The following is a 17,495-nucleotide window of genomic DNA, read 5'->3' on the forward strand; positions in this document are numbered from 1 at the left end:
TTTTTATGGGGCGCTTGTAATTAATTCTAACAACATTTCAGACCAGACTTGATAGGCATTTTTTTGTAAATGAACGCCATCAATACTAAAGGCACTCAATAAAAAACCATTTTCGCTAAGTTTAGTATTTATATCGCAGAATGGGATTTTTTCTCGATTACAGAGCCGTAACAAACCTTCATTGAGTTCTTTTACCTTTTGATTAATTTCAGCCTGATTTTCGGTATATATACAGCTATTGATGATAAGTTGGATAGACTGTTTCTTTGACTGCTGAATAAAAAACGCATAATTATCCAGAATATGCTCTACAGGTACTCCCGAAAATAAATCATTAATTCCACCATTCAGGATAACGAGCTTTGTTTTTTCAGGAAACCCTTTACCTATATTCCATCTTATTTGCTGCGTAATTGCCCCTCCATAAGCTTGATTACTGATATCAAGCCTTCTCAACCATTTACTCCAATTTTCTTGTGCAAGAATAGAGTCTCCAAGTAGGAGAATTGTAGCATTTTCTGGAAATAACTTTTGCATAAACTTATCAGAATACTTTCTTAAAAGCCAAAAAAAAGCTGCTACAAACAGAAGGTTGAGCAGCAAAGATATTTTGAGAGCAAGTTTCATTTTCGAGTATACTTCCTACAGTTTTGGAATTAACATAGGAACTTCCTTTTGGTATTTTTCATAAGTTTTACCAAAAATTTGGACCAACTTTTTTTCTTCAAAATAAATTCCAATACGAATATAAGCAGTCAATGCCAATGCCATAGCAAGATTGTTGGCTGTTCCTGTGATACCAAATACCCCCCAGACAATAACAAGCGTGCTTAAATAGAGTGGATGTCTAACAACACTCATAAGACCATCAGTGATTAGTTGAGCAGGAGCCTCGGCCTGTATGCCTAGAAATGCTTTTAAATCGTACTGTTTGAAGGAAATAAACAACATGTAAACCCCCAGAATAATCATCAATCCTCCAAAAATACTATTAGCAGTGCTTGTAGGCATTAATAACTGAGAAGGAGTTGTTATTTGAAAATATAGGATAGGAATCATTAGTACTACAGAAAGTATTGTATAGGCTAATCTGTAGTAAGGAAAGTTAATTTTATTTTTTACTTCATTGGATGCTAAAGCAGAATGAAGTGCTCCATACACAATCCATAATATGCCAATGATAATTTCTATTTTCATATTTTTATCAATTTATAGCTATTCTTGAGAAGATACAGGTTCACTTGTATCAGTGGCGTTAATGTCAGTATCCTCTGTTTGTTCTACTTGTACAGGTTTTGCTTCCAAAGAGGCAAAGAAAGTATTTTGCCAGATCATAATAGCCATCACACCACAGAAAATCGCAGCATCGGCAAAATTGAATATCGGCGTTGAATACCAACTTCCTCCCCAAACAGGAACCCATTCTGGAATCCATCCTTGATAGAAGTCAAAGAAAAACATATCGATTACTTGACCATGAAACCATGGGGTAGGAGAGTCATACGGAGCATTGTGTAATAATACACCATAAAATGTACTGTCAATTACGTTTCCAATTGCTCCACCCAAAATAGCTGCAATACTCCAAAGCAAACCCTCATGAGCGTTCTTTTTAGCAAGTTTTGTTAGATAATAACCAATACCAATCATAGCAAAAACTCTGAAAAGACTCAATACAATTTTGCTATATCCTTGCGGAAGAAAATCAAGCGTAATACCGAACGCCATTCCTTTATTAAGAACGTAATGAAGTTTAACAAAATCGCCAATGATAGGAACTTCGTTGCCTTCATATTTCAAAAAATGATAAATAGCAAGCTTAATAATTTGGTCGATGACGATAAGTAAGAAAGTAAGCCAAAAATATTTGTATGGGGAACGAAACATTTTGTTTAGAATTTTGCCACATCAAAACTCTCACAAGTCCATGAGCTAGGTGGCAGTTAGTACATTAAATGGTTGAACAAACCCGAGGGGTTGCTTTTGAATCGCAAAGGTACAAAATAAAAACGCCACGATGACAAAATAGCTCGTGGCGTTTTTATTTTTATTCTTTAGTAAATCATCCACTATCTTTTCTGACGACGTACCATCTCTTTTTTAATCAAGGTAAACTCACGACTTGCTTGTCCAGCTACAGAGGTATTTTCGGCAGCACGACGGAACAAATAAGGCATAACGGCTTCTACAGGGCCATACGGAACATATTTGGCAACATTGTAGCCTGCGTGAGCTAAATTGTAAGAAATGTTGTCGGACATACCCAATAACTGTGCAAAATAGAAATGTTTGTCCTTGGCGTCAATTCCGTTCTTTTCCATTAATTGCGCCAAATACTTACAGCTATATTCGTTATGAGTACCTACACAAATCGAAATAGCATCACGATTTGTTACAGCATATTCAACGGCTAGATTAAAATCTTTGTCCGTATTTTCCTTTGTTTCGTGAACAGGCTCGCAGTAATTACCTTCGTGAGCACGTTGTCTCTCTTTCTCCATGTATGCACCACGAACAAGCTTTACCCCTAGCAAATAACCCTTTTCACGAGCAGTTTCAGTAGCACCTTTCAAATTCTCAAGCATATCTTTACGATACATTTGGAAGGTGTTATAAACAATACATTCTTGCTTGTTGAAGCGAGCCATCATGTCGTAAGTCAGGGCATCAATTGCATCTTGAATCCAAGATTCCTCAGCGTCAACAAAAATACGAACATGCAGTTCAGCAGCTCTACTACACAAATCAAACATTCTTTGGTGAACTCTTTCAAATGCAGAAGATTCTTCGGCAGTCAATGGAACTTCACTTTGCACTTTTTCAAGTAATTCAGTACTGCTAATACCTGTTACTTTGAAAACGGCGAAGGGAATAGCACTATTATTCTGCGCTTTTTCAATAGTTTTGAGGATTTCTTCTTTTGTAAGCTCAAAACTAGATTCACTATCTTCTCCCTCCACGGAATAGTCCAAAATTGTGCCAATCTTAGCTTTGTCCAAATTTTCTATTGCTTTATTGCATTCCTGCAATGTTTCGCCTCCACAAAACTGTTCGAATACAGTAGATTTAATCAGTTTTTTGATAGGAAAATGAAGAAAAATGAACAGTTTGATAAAAAAAGTTCCTAACTTTACAAGCCAGTTCTGATTCATACTTGCAAAGATGAGATACATCTTCTTTAATTGTAAATCAGATTTGTCTGAAAATGCGATAGACATGTCCTCAAAGGATATTTTATCGGCCTTCATCATCGGTTGTGAAATGGATGTTTTAGTCATGTTCAAAGACGAAAAATCGACTAATATGTTGTTAAATGGTGATCGAGTTTTCAAATAATGTTTTAATTAAAAACCCGTTAGTATCACATTGTTAAGTAGTGTGTTAATTGCTTAAAATTAATTAAAACGTGCAAATATAGTATATTAGAATAATACAAAAATACATTGGGGTAGGATTTTTTTATTAATCCCCTGTTTGGTTAGAATTTGCAGTTCTTTTGGTGTTAGAACTGGAACCTATCTGGGCTCAATCAAATTGTCATTATGAAGCAAAGATAATAGTAATCTTTGAAGTTGCGTGATGCTTTATTGATATCCTAGTGTATCATGTAAGTTTATATTTTTTTACTTGAATTAATACTGTTTGCCAATGAACGCAAATTTAGACGTAGTGCCGATGCAGGAATGGATTAATACTGACGGCAAACCCTTAATTATTGCAGGTCCTTGTTCTGCTGAAACAGAAGAGCAAGTACTTGAAACAGCCAACCGAATCAAAGCGGAAGGTTATGCACACATTATGCGTGCAGGTGTATGGAAGCCACGTACTCGTCCAGGTAGTTTTGAAGGCATGGGAGAACCAGCTTTACAATGGTTAGCTGAAGCAAAGAAACAAACTGGATTACCATTAGCAATTGAGGTAGCAAATCCTGAACATATTGAGTTAGCATTGAAATATGGTGTTGATGTATTGTGGATTGGTGCAAGAACAACTGTAAACCCATTCAACGTACAAGATCTAGCTGATGCATTGAAAGGTGTTGATATTCCTGTATTAGTGAAAAACCCAGTTAACCCAGACTTAGCTCTTTGGGTTGGTGCTTTTGAACGTTTACAAGGTGCTGGTATCAAGAAAATTGGTGCTATCCACCGTGGTTTCTCTAATGCTCAGGAAACAAAATATCGTAACTCTCCAATGTGGCAAATGGCCGTTGAGATGAAACGTTTGTTCCCACAATTACCAATGATTGGTGACCCGTCGCACATGGCAGGTAAGCGTTCGTTGTTGATGGAATTGTCACAACGTATTCTTGACTTGAACTACGATGGTATGATTATCGAAACTCACCGCGATCCAGATAAAGCTTGGTCTGATGCTTCTCAGCAATTGACTCCTGAAGCTTTAGGCGAAATGTTGCGTGAGCTTGAGGTTCGTAAAGCTAACTATGGCGTTGAATTTACAGACGAATTGGCTGGCTTACGTGCTAAAATCGACAATATCGACCGTGAGTTGATGGAGGTTTTGGCTGCTCGTATGGCAGTAGTTGAGAAATTGGGCGAATACAAGCGTGATAACAGCGTTGCTGTATTGCAATTGGATCGTTGGAAACAAGTACACGCTGATCGTGCAAAACAAGCTTCTGGCTTAGGTTTGTACCCTGAATTTGTTGAAGAATTATTCAAACTTGTTCACTTAGAGTCTATCAGAAAACAAACTGAAGTTATGCACTCTTCTTTGGCATAATCTAGCTCTGAGCAATAAATAAAAAAGTGGTTGTCATGAAAATGGCAACCACTTTTTTTTCGGCATTGATTATCTCGGGAAAAACCTCTATTTTGCCTTTTCCACATGATACCCGTATAGTCTATGAAAAATACACTACTAATTCTATTCAATCTTCTGTTTTTGAATAACTTACTGACGGCACAAGTAGCTAAAGCTGACGATAGTAATGGGGTATTTTGGAAGCCTATTGTCGAAATGGACGATAAGCTTTATCCTTCCTATGTACTTGCCAATGTCAATCGGAATTATCTGAAAGATAATGATACGCCTCAAGACAAGAAAACCTATTTTGGCGATAGTGAAGGGCAATTTGGAATAGAAATTACCTACTTAAAATTGGGACCTGCAAATGTAAAATTGGTTATAGAATGCCCCAAAATAATGGAAACAAGCTCGTTTTCTGTTTACTTAAATGGTAAAAGTTCGAAATATCAGATTTTTCCAGAGATTGCCTACAAATGGGATGTTTTGACCAATATCGCACAACCTTTTCCTGTTAATGTCAACTACTATGTATATGTCAATGATGTATTAAAAGAAAAGCAAACCAAAATTGTGACTGTCAGGAGTATCAACGATTGTCCGTTTATTTTTATTCATAGACAAAAAGTAATACATGATATGAATTTTATGTACGCAGCTTATGTCAACGAAAATCATCCTGTAATTACCAATCAGCTTATGCCTGAAATTATGCGTACTGGAATTGTAAACAGTATTACAGGGTATCAGACAAACGATAGAATGGAGGTGCTTAGACAAGTATTTGCCGTTTGGAACGTGTTGCGACAAAGAGGCGTAAAATATAGTTCTTTAGTATCATCGAATAACGAACCTGCTCAAAAATATCCCTTAGTAGTTCATCAATTTGTGAGAAGACCTAGTGAATCACTGGCTTCGCAGCAAGCAAATTGCGTAGATGGGACGGTTCTTTTTGCTTCCATTTTATACAGAATGGGAATTCATCCATTGATTGTGACTACTCCCAATCATTGTTGGTTGGGTTTTTATACCAATGCTCAACATACAGATACGATGTTTTTAGAAACTACTATGATGGGAAGTTCTTTTTCGGCTGATCAACTTGAAACAGCGAAAGGTTTGGATGTATATAGTCTCATACTAGATCGACTATATCCTGATTCTTATAAAACCTTTTTACTCGCAGTGAAAGTTGGATTTTCGAATTATTCGAAGGATAAAAGTAAATTTCTAGTGGACTCGAAGGTAAAGTTTTTACCAGAAAATGCGGATATAGAACCTTTACAATACCAGATTTTTGAAATAGAGCGATATAGGAGAGAAGGGCTTTTGCCAATAATCTCAAATTAACTAAAAGGAAGTTATCAGTTAATAGTATATCAGTTATTATAATGTGTTAATAATCAGAAAAATACACTCAATGTATGCTACAGGTATATTATTCGTGTAATCTTTCCTGTTGCTTATATCTTAGTCATTATTCTGGCAGTAGAGACGCAATGATTGCGTCTCTACTGCTTTAAATTAATCACTCATTCATTCAATCGCTAAATCACTAAATTCGGGATGATTCATGTGTCTCTGATATCTAGTTCAATAAATTTTTATTCATGTCTTACTACTAATTTTTCTACAATTGGACTACCTACATTTTGACTTACACGAACGAAGTACATTCCTGAGCGAAGGTTTTCTACAGAAATTGTAATATCATTTTGATTTCCTGCCAAAGCTTCCTGTTGATAAACGGTTCCATCCATTCCAATCACTGCTAGCTCATTAGCACGTGCTGATACTTCTGGACTAAGATTTACTTTAGCATAGCTAGTAGTTGGGTTCGGATATAATTGCAAACTCATAGCGCTTGCATTTTCTTGTGTATTTACCTTGAAATCAGTAACTGATAAAGAAGCATTATTGGTATGTGCTACAAAACGGATGTTTTGAGTACCTCTTGGCAATTCACTAATATTAAAAGACAGGTTTTGCCAAGCGCTATTTGATTCTATGAATAGCACTTCTTTTGAGGTTAATAGTTTTCCGTAAGCATCGTAAGCTTGATAACTAAATCCAGCATTGTCCGATAATGTTTTCGCTTGAAGATTCACCGTATAATTAGCGTTGTCGTTAGTCACACGATAATCAAACCAAGCACTAAAATGATTGGCGAAGCTCTGAGGGTTTAGTACTAAAGCACTTTTTCCTAATTCGCTTCTAAATTGGGTAGATTGAGCTGGTGTTGCTTTCCATCCAAGCGTCTCTATTCGTTGTCCAATAATATTGAATGATGCTATTAGCGAAAAATAAATGATAATCGCAGAATGAAAGAAATTTTTTGGTACGATTATTGTAGCTCTTTTAAGCAAAGACGCATATTTGTCCAAATGGGAAGGCGTACATGCAGATACACCATACCCTGAGCTTTGACGAGCAAAGCTTACCAGTAAGTTTGTCATAAGTAGGAGTGGGCAAAAATGTTTTACAGGTATTAGTTTGTTTTAAGGGCAACTAATACACTGCACAGAATATCTACTCAATAATGACCGTGCAGGGTTACATTGATTTAGCATTCTGAAAAATTATTCCATACTCAGCTAGTGCATTCAATTTGAGTGTGCAGCCCAAAATAATGTGCTAGTTGAGTTAATTTTTTTGTTCGATGTGCAGTCGAACAAAGATTCTATTATGGTTTTTGTGCAGAAAACCACAATGAACAAATATATCAAAAGCGTTTGATAATGAAATAACCTTGTAATCAGTTATTTGTAAATAAGCTAACGAAGAAGCCAAAATACTTAATTTTAAGTATTTTGGCTTCTTCGTTTTATTTTGGTATAACTAATAAATTGAGGGGTAAAAATGTGCACTCATCAATACTTATATAGCCATAATAAGGATAGTTTAAGAAATTTTAAGGTATTTTTAATCTACCGAAAACTCATCCAAGAATCTAGCGCAGTAGAAATTAAATCTTAGAAAATTATTAAAATATACTACTGTAAATGAGTTAGTTATCGATAAATAAAATTGAAAAGTGCAATTGCTTTTCTATTTTTGCTGAGTTTTTCCGAAATTTGTACGTAAAATAAAAATGCAATAAAAGCAGGTCAAAGATGGTTAGAAACTTAGAAAACGTTTTGTAACTTTATTCGACCTTAAAAAAAGCATTGCTTTTGTACAATTAACATCAATTTTTATCATGAAAAAATTAGTTCTTTTTATTGCGCTACTACCTCTAGTATCGTCTTGCGTAAGCAAGAAAAAGTTTGCTGAGGCGCAGGCTAAGCTTGTAGAACTTGAAAAAAGCAGAGACGAAGCTCTTGCTAAAATTAAATCTGACGCTGCTGATTGCGACAAAAGAGTAGGTGACTTGCGCGCTGACTTGCAATCAAAAGACAATGATTTGAATGCAAAAACTAAACAAGTGAAGGATTTGTCAGATCAAGTTGATTACTTGAAAAAGACAAACACAAACTTGTTAGATCGTTTATCTGATTTATCAGTTGTTAGTAAGTCTGGTGCTGAGAGCATTAAGAAGTCTTTGGATGCTTTGAACGATCAAAGCAAATATATCCAAAACTTGAACTCTTCTATCCAACGCAAAGACTCTATCAACTTGGCATTGGTAATGAGCTTGAAACGTTCATTGGCTGATGTTAATGATGATGATGTAACTGTTGAGGTGAAGAAAGGTGTTGTTTACATCTCTATCTCTGACAAAATGTTGTTCCGTTCTGGTTCATCAGAAATCAACGCGAAAGCTGAAGCTGTGTTAGAGAAAGTTGCTAAAGTTGTAAACGATCATAAAGAACTTGACATCTTAGTAGAAGGCCACACTGATAGTGTACCTATCTCTACTGAATGTGTGAAAGATAACTGGGATTTGAGTGCTAAACGCGCTACTTCTGTTGTTCGTTTGTTGCAATCTAAATTTAGCGTTGCTCCTGAGCGTATGACTGCTGGCGGTCGTTCGGAATACTCTCCGAAAGAAAACAACGACAATTCTGCTGGTCGTAAGTTGAACCGTAGAACTGAAATTATCGTAACTCCTAAATTGGATCAATTCTTCCAATTGTTGACTAACGGTAAATAATTTTAATTACCATGTAAAAAGGGTTGGAAGCGATTCCAACCCTTTTTTGTTTTTGTATCATTAAACAACAATGTGAATTGTTGGGCTTTCTGAAATCTGCTATGAGTGCACGGCAAAATGCTTGCATGGTTTTCTAAGAAACTATAGCTTAGAGCCTATGGCAGGTAAAGTATCCGTCGAATTTTGATATTATCCTTCTAATGGTAACAGATATACGATTAACAAATAACTTCCTGATTACAAAAGTGCCGCACCAAAAACGCCTGCACTATCACCTAATAATGGTTTTACGATAGGCGTTGTGATTTTTTTATCGTTAAAAATATATTTCTTAATTCGCTCATATCCTTCTGTGTAAAGCAAATCAATATTGCCTACACCACCACCAATCACAATTAAGTTAGGGTCTAAAACATTGGTCAATGTAGAAATCGCACGACCAAAATATTCAAGTAGTCTCTCGATAGTTGCAGTAGCGACTGGGTCGATACCTGCCTCGTGGCGTTCAAGTATTTCTTTGAGTTTTAATGGTTTTTCTGCATTATCGGCATAATACTTTTCCAAGGCAGGACCAGCAATGACCTTTTCGACACAACCTGATTTGCCACAATAGCATGGCTCACCATTTTCTTCAAGGATATTATGCCCCCATTCTCCACCAATGCCGTGTTGTCCTCCAATTACTTTTCCATGAACCACTAATCCACCACCAACTCCTGTACCCATGATAACTCCAAATACAACTTCAGCATTAGGGTAGTCTTTACCTGCCCCCATCAAAGCTTCTGCAAGCGCAAAGCAGTTGGCATCATTAGCAAGTTTGACTGGTATGCCCAACACTGCTTCAAGGTCCTTATTCATAGGATTCCCATTCATGCAAACTGTATTGCAGTTTTTCATAGTTTGAGTAGCAGGGTCAAGAACTCCTGGTGTGGCAAAGCCAATTTTCTGAGGTCTTTCGCCAAGTTCATCGGCTACTAAATCGACTAATTTTTTGATTTGAGAAATAATATGCTCATATCCTTTGTCTGCTTCGGTCGGAATCCTCTTACGAATCAAAACATTCATATTATCGCTGCTCTCTAATACAGCACATTCGATTTTGGTTCCGCCCAAATCAATACCCCAAAGTTTCATTTTCTTAAATTTGTTAGAATAATTAGTTTAGATAGAAATTGAGTAATAGTCATTGTTAATAGCTAAGTATGAGTTGAATTATGAATTAATAGTGTAGGAAGGAAAAACTATCTATTTCGGATATCGGATTGCGGAAGTGTAACTTACTTTTTAAATTAAATTTTGTAAAAAATAACGGTATAATTCCATATTTCCGAAATCAGAAATCCAAAATCTGCGATAGCTTGAAATCCTTTGTACACTACTAACTCACAATTCATCACTCAAAACTCAGCATTAATACTAATGAAGCTCTTTTGATTATCTTCTGTTGTCGTCGTCATCCATCATTGACAGATAACTCATATAGCGACTTGCCGCTATTTTGCCCTCTCCAACAGCTTCGATTACAGCACATTTGGGTTCGTTAATATGCTGGCAATTGTTGAATTTACATTCTCCCATAAGTGCTCGCATTTCTGGGAAAAAATGTGAAAGCTCTTCTTTTTCAATATCAATGAGTCCTAACTCTTTAATGCCTGGCGTGTCGATGATAAAAGAATTATCAGCTAATTCGAACATTGTGGCAAAAGTGGTTGTATGAACTCCTTTGTTGGCAAAATTGGAAATCTCTGAGGTTTTTAAGTCCAAATGTGGAGCAATTTTATTGACTAAAGTTGACTTTCCTACACCCGAATGACCTGAAACTAGAGAGATTTTATCTTTCAATAAATCTCTAAATCCATCTATTCCAATGTTTTCTGGCACAGATGTGAAGATACAAGGATAACCAATTTCTTCGTACATTGCTGCCAAATCAGCTAATTCATCTTTTTCTTCTTCCGAAAGTAAATCTACCTTATTGAAAACAATTGTTACTGGAATCCTGAATGATTCTGCTGAGACTAAAAAACGATCGATAAAGCCTTGTGATGTTCTGGGATAATTAAGCGTGGCAATGATAACCGCTTGGTCAAGATTGGCAGCCAAAATATGCCCCTGAGCAGTTTTGTGTACCGATTTACGAATGATATAATTTTCTCTTTGTTCAATTTCGTAGATAATCACCGTATTTTCAACGGTATCTTCGATAGTGAACATTACTCTGTCGCCTACAGCGAGTGGGTTTGAAGTTTGAAGTCCTTTGATTTTGAACTTACCCTTCAAACGACCTTTCCAGACGTGCTTGTCTGAGTCGGCCATTACCTCGTACCATGAGCCAGTTGAGCGTATGACTAATCCTCTGTGCATATATTAAATCGTAAGAAAAGTAATTCATTCGAAACGTATTTCTTCTTGCAATTACTTTTCAGTGAATCACTTATTCGTTGTTTGAATAAGATTTTTTACAAAATTGATAATGGTTTGAGTACTTCCAATATTACTTTTAACATAGGTTAAAATCTTGTCAGAAACCTCTTTCCGTTTGTTGGAATCTTGATATAAACTGGTGAAAATACTTTCAAAAGTTTGAGTGTTATCAATTACCTGAGCACCTCCTATGGCAATTAAATCCATAGCCTCCTGGAATTTGGTATAAACCTTATTTCCAAAAAAGATTGGGAGTCCAAAAGTGGCTGCCTCCAAGGTATTATGTAAACCTTTACCATAAGCTCCTCCAATCCAAGCATAATCGGCATATTGATAAAGCGATGAAAGCATACCAATATTATCGATAAATAGTACTTCGGCGTTACTGAGTTCTTTACCATTCAGTGCTTCAGAATAGCGAATACTTGGCTTTTTGAGCTGTTTTTGCCATTGTACGATTGCTTCTGGATGAATTTCGTGAGGTGCAATGATTACCTTTAATGGATGTGCAAAACTATTGATAAGAGGGCAAATTACGTCAAAATCTTGTTGCCAGCACGAGCCAACAATTAAAGTTTGAGTATCGTTTTTAAACTGTTCTGCAATAGGAATTACTCTTTTATTTTGGGCAATTTGAGCAACTCGGTCAAAGCGGGTATCACCTGCAATACTTACATTTTCTTGAATTTGAATACCAGCTAAAAGAGATGCCGATTTATCGTTTTGTACAAAAATGTGAGTTAATAATCGCAGAATACTACGATTGAATTCACCATAAGATTTAAAGTAAACCTGATTTTCTCTAAATATAGTCGAAAATGAAATACTTGGAATGTTGGCTTGTTTGAGACAATTCAGATAGTTATACCAAAACTCATACTTTACAAAAAATGCCACCGTGGGGTTGATAAGTTCCACAAAGCGCTTGGCATTACTTGGAGTATCGGCTGGAAGGTAACAAATAAAATCTGCCCCTTCGTAATTTTTTCTAATCTCGTATCCAGAAGGGGAGAAGAAGGTTAGTAATATGTGATGATTGGGAAATTCTTTTTTGTAAGCTTCGATCACAGGACGACCTTGCTCGAATTCACCCAAACTTGCACAATGAAACCATGCAATAGAAAGTGGGCTTTGTGATTTTTGACGAGCTTGTGTTAGTTGATATTCGAGTTTTTCGAAAAGTCCCTCTCGACCCTTGAGCCATAGCTGAGCCTTTTGATTGAAAGGACTTGCCAGACGAATTAGCCATTGATACAGCTCAATCGATAAATTATATAGTACTTTTGCCAATGCGTTATTAGAATTGTATCATGAAATTTGAATCAAATTTACTAGGATTTCGTTTAGCAATAAAACAATTATAAAAGACAAACAACAAAAATACCATAATCCTTGATAGAAAAATGATAATTAGGTCATAGATAGGTTATCATTTTGGTATCTGTAACACATATTTTACCCCATGAACTGGAATCAATTAACCACAGTAGAGCAATTACAAGCCATTAAAGAAGAGTCATTTAATCAACCAGTGTTGATTTTTAAACATAGTACTCGTTGTTCAATTTCATCTACAGCCTTAAGTCGTGTTGAGCGTAATTGGAAACAAGAAGCGGTTGGCGAATTAAAGCCTTATTATTTGGATTTGATTGCTAATAGACCTATATCAAATGCTATCGTAGAAGAATTTGGCGTAGAGCATCAGTCGCCACAAGTGATTCTAATCAAAGACGGAGCAAGTGTGTATGATGCTTCTCATTTTGATATTCGTTTCGAAGAAATTGCAGAAACAGTCTAACGATGTCGGATTGGAGATTTCGGATTGACGATTAGAAATTAAATGGCTTTTGAGTTTAATCTTTGCAAATCGCTGACATCAGAAACTATAAAGGCTACCTAATGCAAATAGGTAGCCTTTATAGTTTTTATCCCAAAAATATTTGGGTAAAATGGATGAATTTCTTTGAAAATTAGGCAAGTATGCCCTAAGAATACTTTCAAATAACAAGTACACTGCTAACAAATAACATTCATTTACCTATAGCCATTGAATATCAATTACTTGTTCGACATCAGGATGAAGGCTCAACGATACAGGACATTTGTGTGCTGTATTTTCTAATTTTTTAATATGTGCATCGTCCAAGGCAACATTTGTCTTCATTTTCAGGTTAATCTCTAAGCGAGCGATTCTGCGTGGAGGAGTTTGAGACATGATTTTGGTAACCTCAACCTCCGAACCTGCTAATTCGATTCCATCTCTTTGGGCAACGATTGCCATCGTTGTAAGCATACAAGTCCCCGTGGCAGTAGCTACCAAGTCGGTTGGAGAAAATGCTTCGCCTTTGCCCATGTTGTCGGTAGGAGCATCGGTAATGAGCTGATTGCCTGATTGTAAGTGAGTAGACTCTGTACGAAGTTCTCCAAGGTAAGTTGTTTTTACTGTGGGCATATTAATAGAGTTGTTATGATGATTGTAAGAAAAAGGTAATTTTAATTGAAAATAACCAAGCTCCAAAATAAATTGCTTTATATTTCGTATTGCTTAAGAAGCATTGGCTTTTGTTTTTCTTGAATACAAAGGTCAATATTTGTATTACCGAAATTTCCTGTTTACTTTTCCTAAAATTACTCAAAAACCTTGATTTTTGATGATTTTAGGCTAAAATGAAAAGTTTATCGTGAAAAAAACTACCCAATATTTAGCAATGAGTTTACTGTTGATGGCTTGGTCAAATTTGTCACAAGCGCAACGTAGAAATACTCCTGCCAACACAACAACAACTACTACTACCAAGTCTGCTGCTCCTAACCGTGCGCCTTCTGCCAAACCTAAAAAAGAGGTGGATGAAGAAAACTTTAACTCGATTTTCTCGGTGGGTATCACTACCAATACCAATTCTGGATTACTGGGCGGTTTTATGGTACGCAAAGAAATCGTTATTGACAATGGTGCGGCACGTAGACAGATGCACTATTTCAACGTCGAATTGGTGAATGTAGATAATTACCAAGAAAGTACGCTTCATGCTGGAGGAAATGGCTCGGGCTACGCCTATGGTAAAAAGAACTATTTGTTTGCTTTGCGTCCACAGTATGGCCGTGAAATAAGCTTATTTAGAAAATCTTCAGATGGAGGTATCAATGTGAATGGGTTCATTGCAGCTGGACCAACGCTTGGTTTCTTGAAGCCTTATTACGTAGATGTGTACTACGGAAGAGGCTATTTGGTAAGCGAACCTTATGATCCCAATGTTCATTCTATCAATAATATTGCTGGAAGTGGAGGCTTTTTTAAAGGATTTGGTAATATGAAATTTACGCCAGGAATCAATATCAAAGCTGGTTTGAATTTTGAGCTAGATGCTTTCCGTCAGAGCAACATTAGCCTTGAAGTGGGCTTTTTAGCTGATATTTATAGCAAAAAGGTAGAAATTATGGCACTTTCTGATAATCAAAGTGTCTTTACTTCGGGATATTTGACAATTTTCTTCGGGGGTAAAAAGTAAGTTCGTATTTTTGCACATTGTTGAATCAAAAATAGGGTAGAGTTTGTTAGAAGTATAGATTACTTTTTCAACATACCTCAATTTATTGTAATGATAGAACTTCCAGTAGTAGCTCCTAGTGCTACCAAGCATAACAAAAAACCAGATTGGTTGAGAGTAAAATTGCCAATCGGTAAAGAATACGCAAAAGTTCGTAGTATTGTCGACGAATATAAGCTACATACCATCTGTCAATCAGGGAATTGTCCAAATATGGGCGAGTGTTGGGGAGCAGGTACAGCTACCTTTATGATTTTGGGTAATGTTTGTACTCGTTCGTGTACATTTTGTGCGGTGGCTACCGGTCGTCCAAACGAATATGATGCTGATGAGCCACGTCGTGTAGCTGAGGCTATTAAGTTGATGGGAGTAAAGCACGCTGTTATTACTTCAGTAAACCGTGACGAATTGAAAGACCGTGGCGCTGAAATTTGGTATCAGACTGTAGTGCAGGTAAAACAAGAGTCTCCAACAACTACCATCGAAACGCTGATTCCAGATACAAAAGGTAATTGGGACGCTCTATATCGTATGATTGAAGGTGGACAAGAGGTGGTTTCGCATAACATGGAAACGGTTGAGCGCTTGTATCGCAATGTTCGCCCTCAGGCAAAATATGCGCGTAGTTTGGAACAAACTAAACGTACCAAAGAATTTGGTAAACGTACCAAAACTGGTATTATGTTAGGTTTGGGCGAAACTAAAGAAGAGGTTTTCAAAGCGATGGACGATTTAGTGGAAAATGGCTTAGATGTTTTGACTTTGGGACAATACTTACAACCAACTAAAATGCACCATGAGGTAATTGAGTGGATTCATCCAGATACTTTTGCCATGTATAAAGAAGAAGGTTTGAAAAGAGGTATCCAGTATGTTGAATCAGGTGCATTGGTTCGTTCAAGCTACCATGCCGAAAGACATATCTAGATATAACAGATAAATGGAATAATTATAAATAGGTAGTAAGTGTAATACTAATGCTTACTACCTATATTTTCTTTTAGGGGTTTATAACATGGCTATGTTATGTACATTAACCATTTTCAAGTGACTTTTTAATTTTTAAATACTGTTTGTTTTGAGTTGGTCGTTAAATACTAGTAGAAATGTAAAAATCTAAAAGGATCTAAACACAATATTTAAAGTAAAAAAGTATTTCTGACTAAATACAAATTTATACATGATGTATTTTACCAATGTAAACCTGAGAATTACCTCTCTAATTTATTTATTTATACCCAATTTAATCTTTACTGGTGCATGGTTTAAAGACATAATATCACTTCCTCTTGCATGCTTGTTACTACTTTTTGTTTTCGACTCAGTTAAATCAGAATTAAATCAAGATAGGTTTTCTGTTCAAACTACCTACCTCCCTTTAAAAGATATTGTAATTTTATTATTGTTAAGTTTAGGTCTCTGTCTTGTCTTTGGAATAGGAGAATATCGCCAACAAACTGTTGACTGGGGTACCAATAACTTTAAAGTTTATGATTTGGTAAATTATAAATGGCCAACATATTATGATAAATACAATACTTTCTCTAGTTATTATTGGGCATATTACTTACCAACGGCTTTTCTAGGAAAACTACTAGGAATAGCATCTTGTAGATATATCATTTTGTTATGGTCTTGGATAGGCGTTTTTTTGATTTTGATAGGACTATATAAAATTGAGAAGGGATTAAAATTTGTTTTTTTATTTTTACTTTTCAACAATGGAAACACTTTGATGTTTATTATTCAGATGTTGAATATTCCATATTTGAATCAATTTATAATAAATAGTAATGTTCGACTAGCTGATTTTAATATAACATTCTGGTCACCGATGATAGCATCTCTACAATGGGTGCCACAGCATTTAATACCTGCAGGTGTAACAACATTGCTAATATTAAATTCAGAAAGCAGCAAAAATTACAAACTTGAAATTCTAATATTGCTTTGTAATATTATTTGGAGTCCTTTGATTTGCATCGGACTACTTCCTATAGTAATTGCTAGGTATTTTGATAAAATTACCACTCCTCAATTTTATAAATTATTACCTTATTTTTTACTAATGATTGTTCCATTTATTCCTTCAGTTCTATATCTTACTTCTAATAGAGCCATAGAGTTGAGTGATACAAATGGCTTTATTTGGACAAAAAGTAATTTTTGGATAGAAGGATATTTAGCCTTTTGGTTTTTAAATATTGCTGTTTGGTTTTTTTTAATAAAAGAATCATTGAAGTCTTCTAAGCAAAAACAATATTTATTTTGCGCTTTAGGTGCATTCGCTTTATTACCATTATATAGAGTAGGAATGTTTAATGATTTGTTACTAAGAGGTATAATCCCTTCTACTTTTGTACTGGGTGTTTTTATTACACAACAACTAGCAAATCTGAAGATTCAGAGCTTTAAATTTATTGCTTATGTCTGTCTATTATGCTTTTTGTCAGTCCCTTCTTTTATAAGAATTTTTGAAGGAATTAGACCTAGCTCTCCTGTGACTTCTATTACACATCCTTTTCAAGGAGATATGAAAAATACAATGGATTTTTTAAAAGAAGTGTACACTGAACGAGCATTGGTACAATATCAATTACAGTCAGACTCTTTCTGTGAAAAATATTTATTGGATACAAAAAAAGATTAGTTGGATAGAT

General features: G+C 35.7%; 16 protein-coding genes. 7 read left to right on the forward strand and 9 right to left on the reverse strand.

Annotated features, from left to right (window positions below; translation table 11 throughout):
- Window positions 1–3: 3 nt before the first annotated feature.
- From QM481_RS13380 to QM481_RS13395, 4 genes are all read right to left on the reverse strand, one after another.
- Entirely contained in the window at window positions 4–537 is a 534-nt protein-coding gene (locus QM481_RS13380) for an SGNH/GDSL hydrolase family protein (RefSeq protein ID WP_283382114.1), read from the reverse strand.
- Window positions 538–642: 105 nt separating this feature from the next.
- A complete protein-coding gene (locus QM481_RS13385) occupies window positions 643–1,197 on the reverse strand; it encodes a methyltransferase family protein (protein ID WP_283382115.1) in 555 nt (184 codons plus the stop codon).
- Window positions 1,198–1,215: 18 nt separating this feature from the next.
- Entirely contained in the window at window positions 1,216–1,887 is a 672-nt protein-coding gene (locus QM481_RS13390) for a lipoprotein signal peptidase (RefSeq protein ID WP_283382116.1), read from the reverse strand.
- A 182-nt stretch (window positions 1,888–2,069) separates the two neighbouring features.
- Entirely contained in the window at window positions 2,070–3,278 is a 1,209-nt protein-coding gene (locus tag QM481_RS13395) for a proline dehydrogenase family protein (RefSeq protein WP_240915625.1), read from the reverse strand.
- Between the two features lie 370 nt (window positions 3,279–3,648).
- Between QM481_RS13395 and QM481_RS13400 the strand changes: the two genes are divergently transcribed.
- Both QM481_RS13400 and QM481_RS13405 read left to right on the forward strand, forming a co-directional pair.
- The gene (locus tag QM481_RS13400) at window positions 3,649–4,743 is read left to right on the forward strand and encodes a chorismate mutase (RefSeq protein WP_166551298.1); all 1,095 of its coding nucleotides are present in this window, start codon (window positions 3,649–3,651) and stop codon (window positions 4,741–4,743) included.
- A gap of 123 nt (window positions 4,744–4,866) precedes the next feature.
- Window positions 4,867–6,117 carry a hypothetical protein gene (locus QM481_RS13405; RefSeq protein WP_283382117.1) on the forward strand — a complete coding sequence of 417 codons (1,251 nt, stop codon included), beginning with the start codon at window positions 4,867–4,869 and terminating at the stop codon, window positions 6,115–6,117.
- 254 nt (window positions 6,118–6,371) lie between these two features.
- Here the strand turns inward: QM481_RS13405 and QM481_RS13410 are convergent, their stop codons facing one another.
- Window positions 6,372–7,223 carry a T9SS type A sorting domain-containing protein gene (locus tag QM481_RS13410; protein WP_283382118.1) on the reverse strand — a complete coding sequence of 284 codons (852 nt, stop codon included), beginning with the start codon at window positions 7,221–7,223 and terminating at the stop codon, window positions 6,372–6,374.
- 743 nt (window positions 7,224–7,966) lie between these two features.
- On the opposite strand from QM481_RS13410, the gene QM481_RS13415 reads away from it, so the two are divergent.
- Entirely contained in the window at window positions 7,967–8,860 is an 894-nt protein-coding gene (locus tag QM481_RS13415; RefSeq protein ID WP_166551301.1) for an OmpA family protein, read from the forward strand.
- A 237-nt stretch (window positions 8,861–9,097) separates the two neighbouring features.
- On the opposite strand, the gene QM481_RS13420 is transcribed toward QM481_RS13415, so the two are convergent.
- The 3 genes from QM481_RS13420 to QM481_RS13430 form a co-directional block, all read right to left on the reverse strand.
- Window positions 9,098–9,997: an ROK family protein gene (locus QM481_RS13420; RefSeq protein WP_166551302.1), complete on the reverse strand. Its 900-nt coding sequence runs from the start codon at window positions 9,995–9,997 to the stop codon at window positions 9,098–9,100.
- A gap of 300 nt (window positions 9,998–10,297) precedes the next feature.
- A complete protein-coding gene (gene rsgA, locus QM481_RS13425) occupies window positions 10,298–11,227 on the reverse strand; it encodes a ribosome small subunit-dependent GTPase A (RefSeq protein ID WP_166578141.1) in 930 nt (309 codons plus the stop codon).
- A gap of 66 nt (window positions 11,228–11,293) precedes the next feature.
- Complete coding sequence (locus QM481_RS13430) at window positions 11,294–12,577, reverse strand: 3-deoxy-D-manno-octulosonic acid transferase (protein WP_283382119.1); 1,284 nt, start codon at window positions 12,575–12,577, stop codon at window positions 11,294–11,296.
- A gap of 172 nt (window positions 12,578–12,749) precedes the next feature.
- On the opposite strand from QM481_RS13430, the gene ytxJ reads away from it, so the two are divergent.
- Window positions 12,750–13,085, forward strand: a complete 336-nt coding sequence (ytxJ, locus tag QM481_RS13435; protein WP_283326148.1) for a bacillithiol system redox-active protein YtxJ — start codon at window positions 12,750–12,752, stop codon at window positions 13,083–13,085.
- Between the two features lie 240 nt (window positions 13,086–13,325).
- On the opposite strand, the gene QM481_RS13440 is transcribed toward ytxJ, so the two are convergent.
- Window positions 13,326–13,739 carry an OsmC family protein gene (locus QM481_RS13440; protein ID WP_095161163.1) on the reverse strand — a complete coding sequence of 138 codons (414 nt, stop codon included), beginning with the start codon at window positions 13,737–13,739 and terminating at the stop codon, window positions 13,326–13,328.
- 229 nt (window positions 13,740–13,968) lie between these two features.
- Between QM481_RS13440 and QM481_RS13445 the strand changes: the two genes are divergently transcribed.
- The 3 genes from QM481_RS13445 to QM481_RS13455 all read left to right on the forward strand — a co-directional run bounded on the left by QM481_RS13445 (window position 13,969) and on the right by QM481_RS13455 (window position 17,485).
- Window positions 13,969–14,796, forward strand: a complete 828-nt coding sequence (locus QM481_RS13445) for a hypothetical protein (protein WP_166551306.1) — start codon at window positions 13,969–13,971, stop codon at window positions 14,794–14,796.
- Window positions 14,797–14,886: 90 nt separating this feature from the next.
- Window positions 14,887–15,762, forward strand: a complete 876-nt coding sequence (lipA, locus tag QM481_RS13450) for a lipoyl synthase (RefSeq protein ID WP_166551307.1) — start codon at window positions 14,887–14,889, stop codon at window positions 15,760–15,762.
- A gap of 253 nt (window positions 15,763–16,015) precedes the next feature.
- Entirely contained in the window at window positions 16,016–17,485 is a 1,470-nt protein-coding gene (locus QM481_RS13455) for a hypothetical protein (RefSeq protein ID WP_283382120.1), read from the forward strand.
- Window positions 17,486–17,495: the final 10 nt, after the last annotated feature.

It is taken from the genome of Flectobacillus rivi (genome assembly GCF_030056655.1).
GTDB lineage: Bacteria > Bacteroidota > Bacteroidia > Cytophagales > Spirosomataceae > Flectobacillus > Flectobacillus rivi.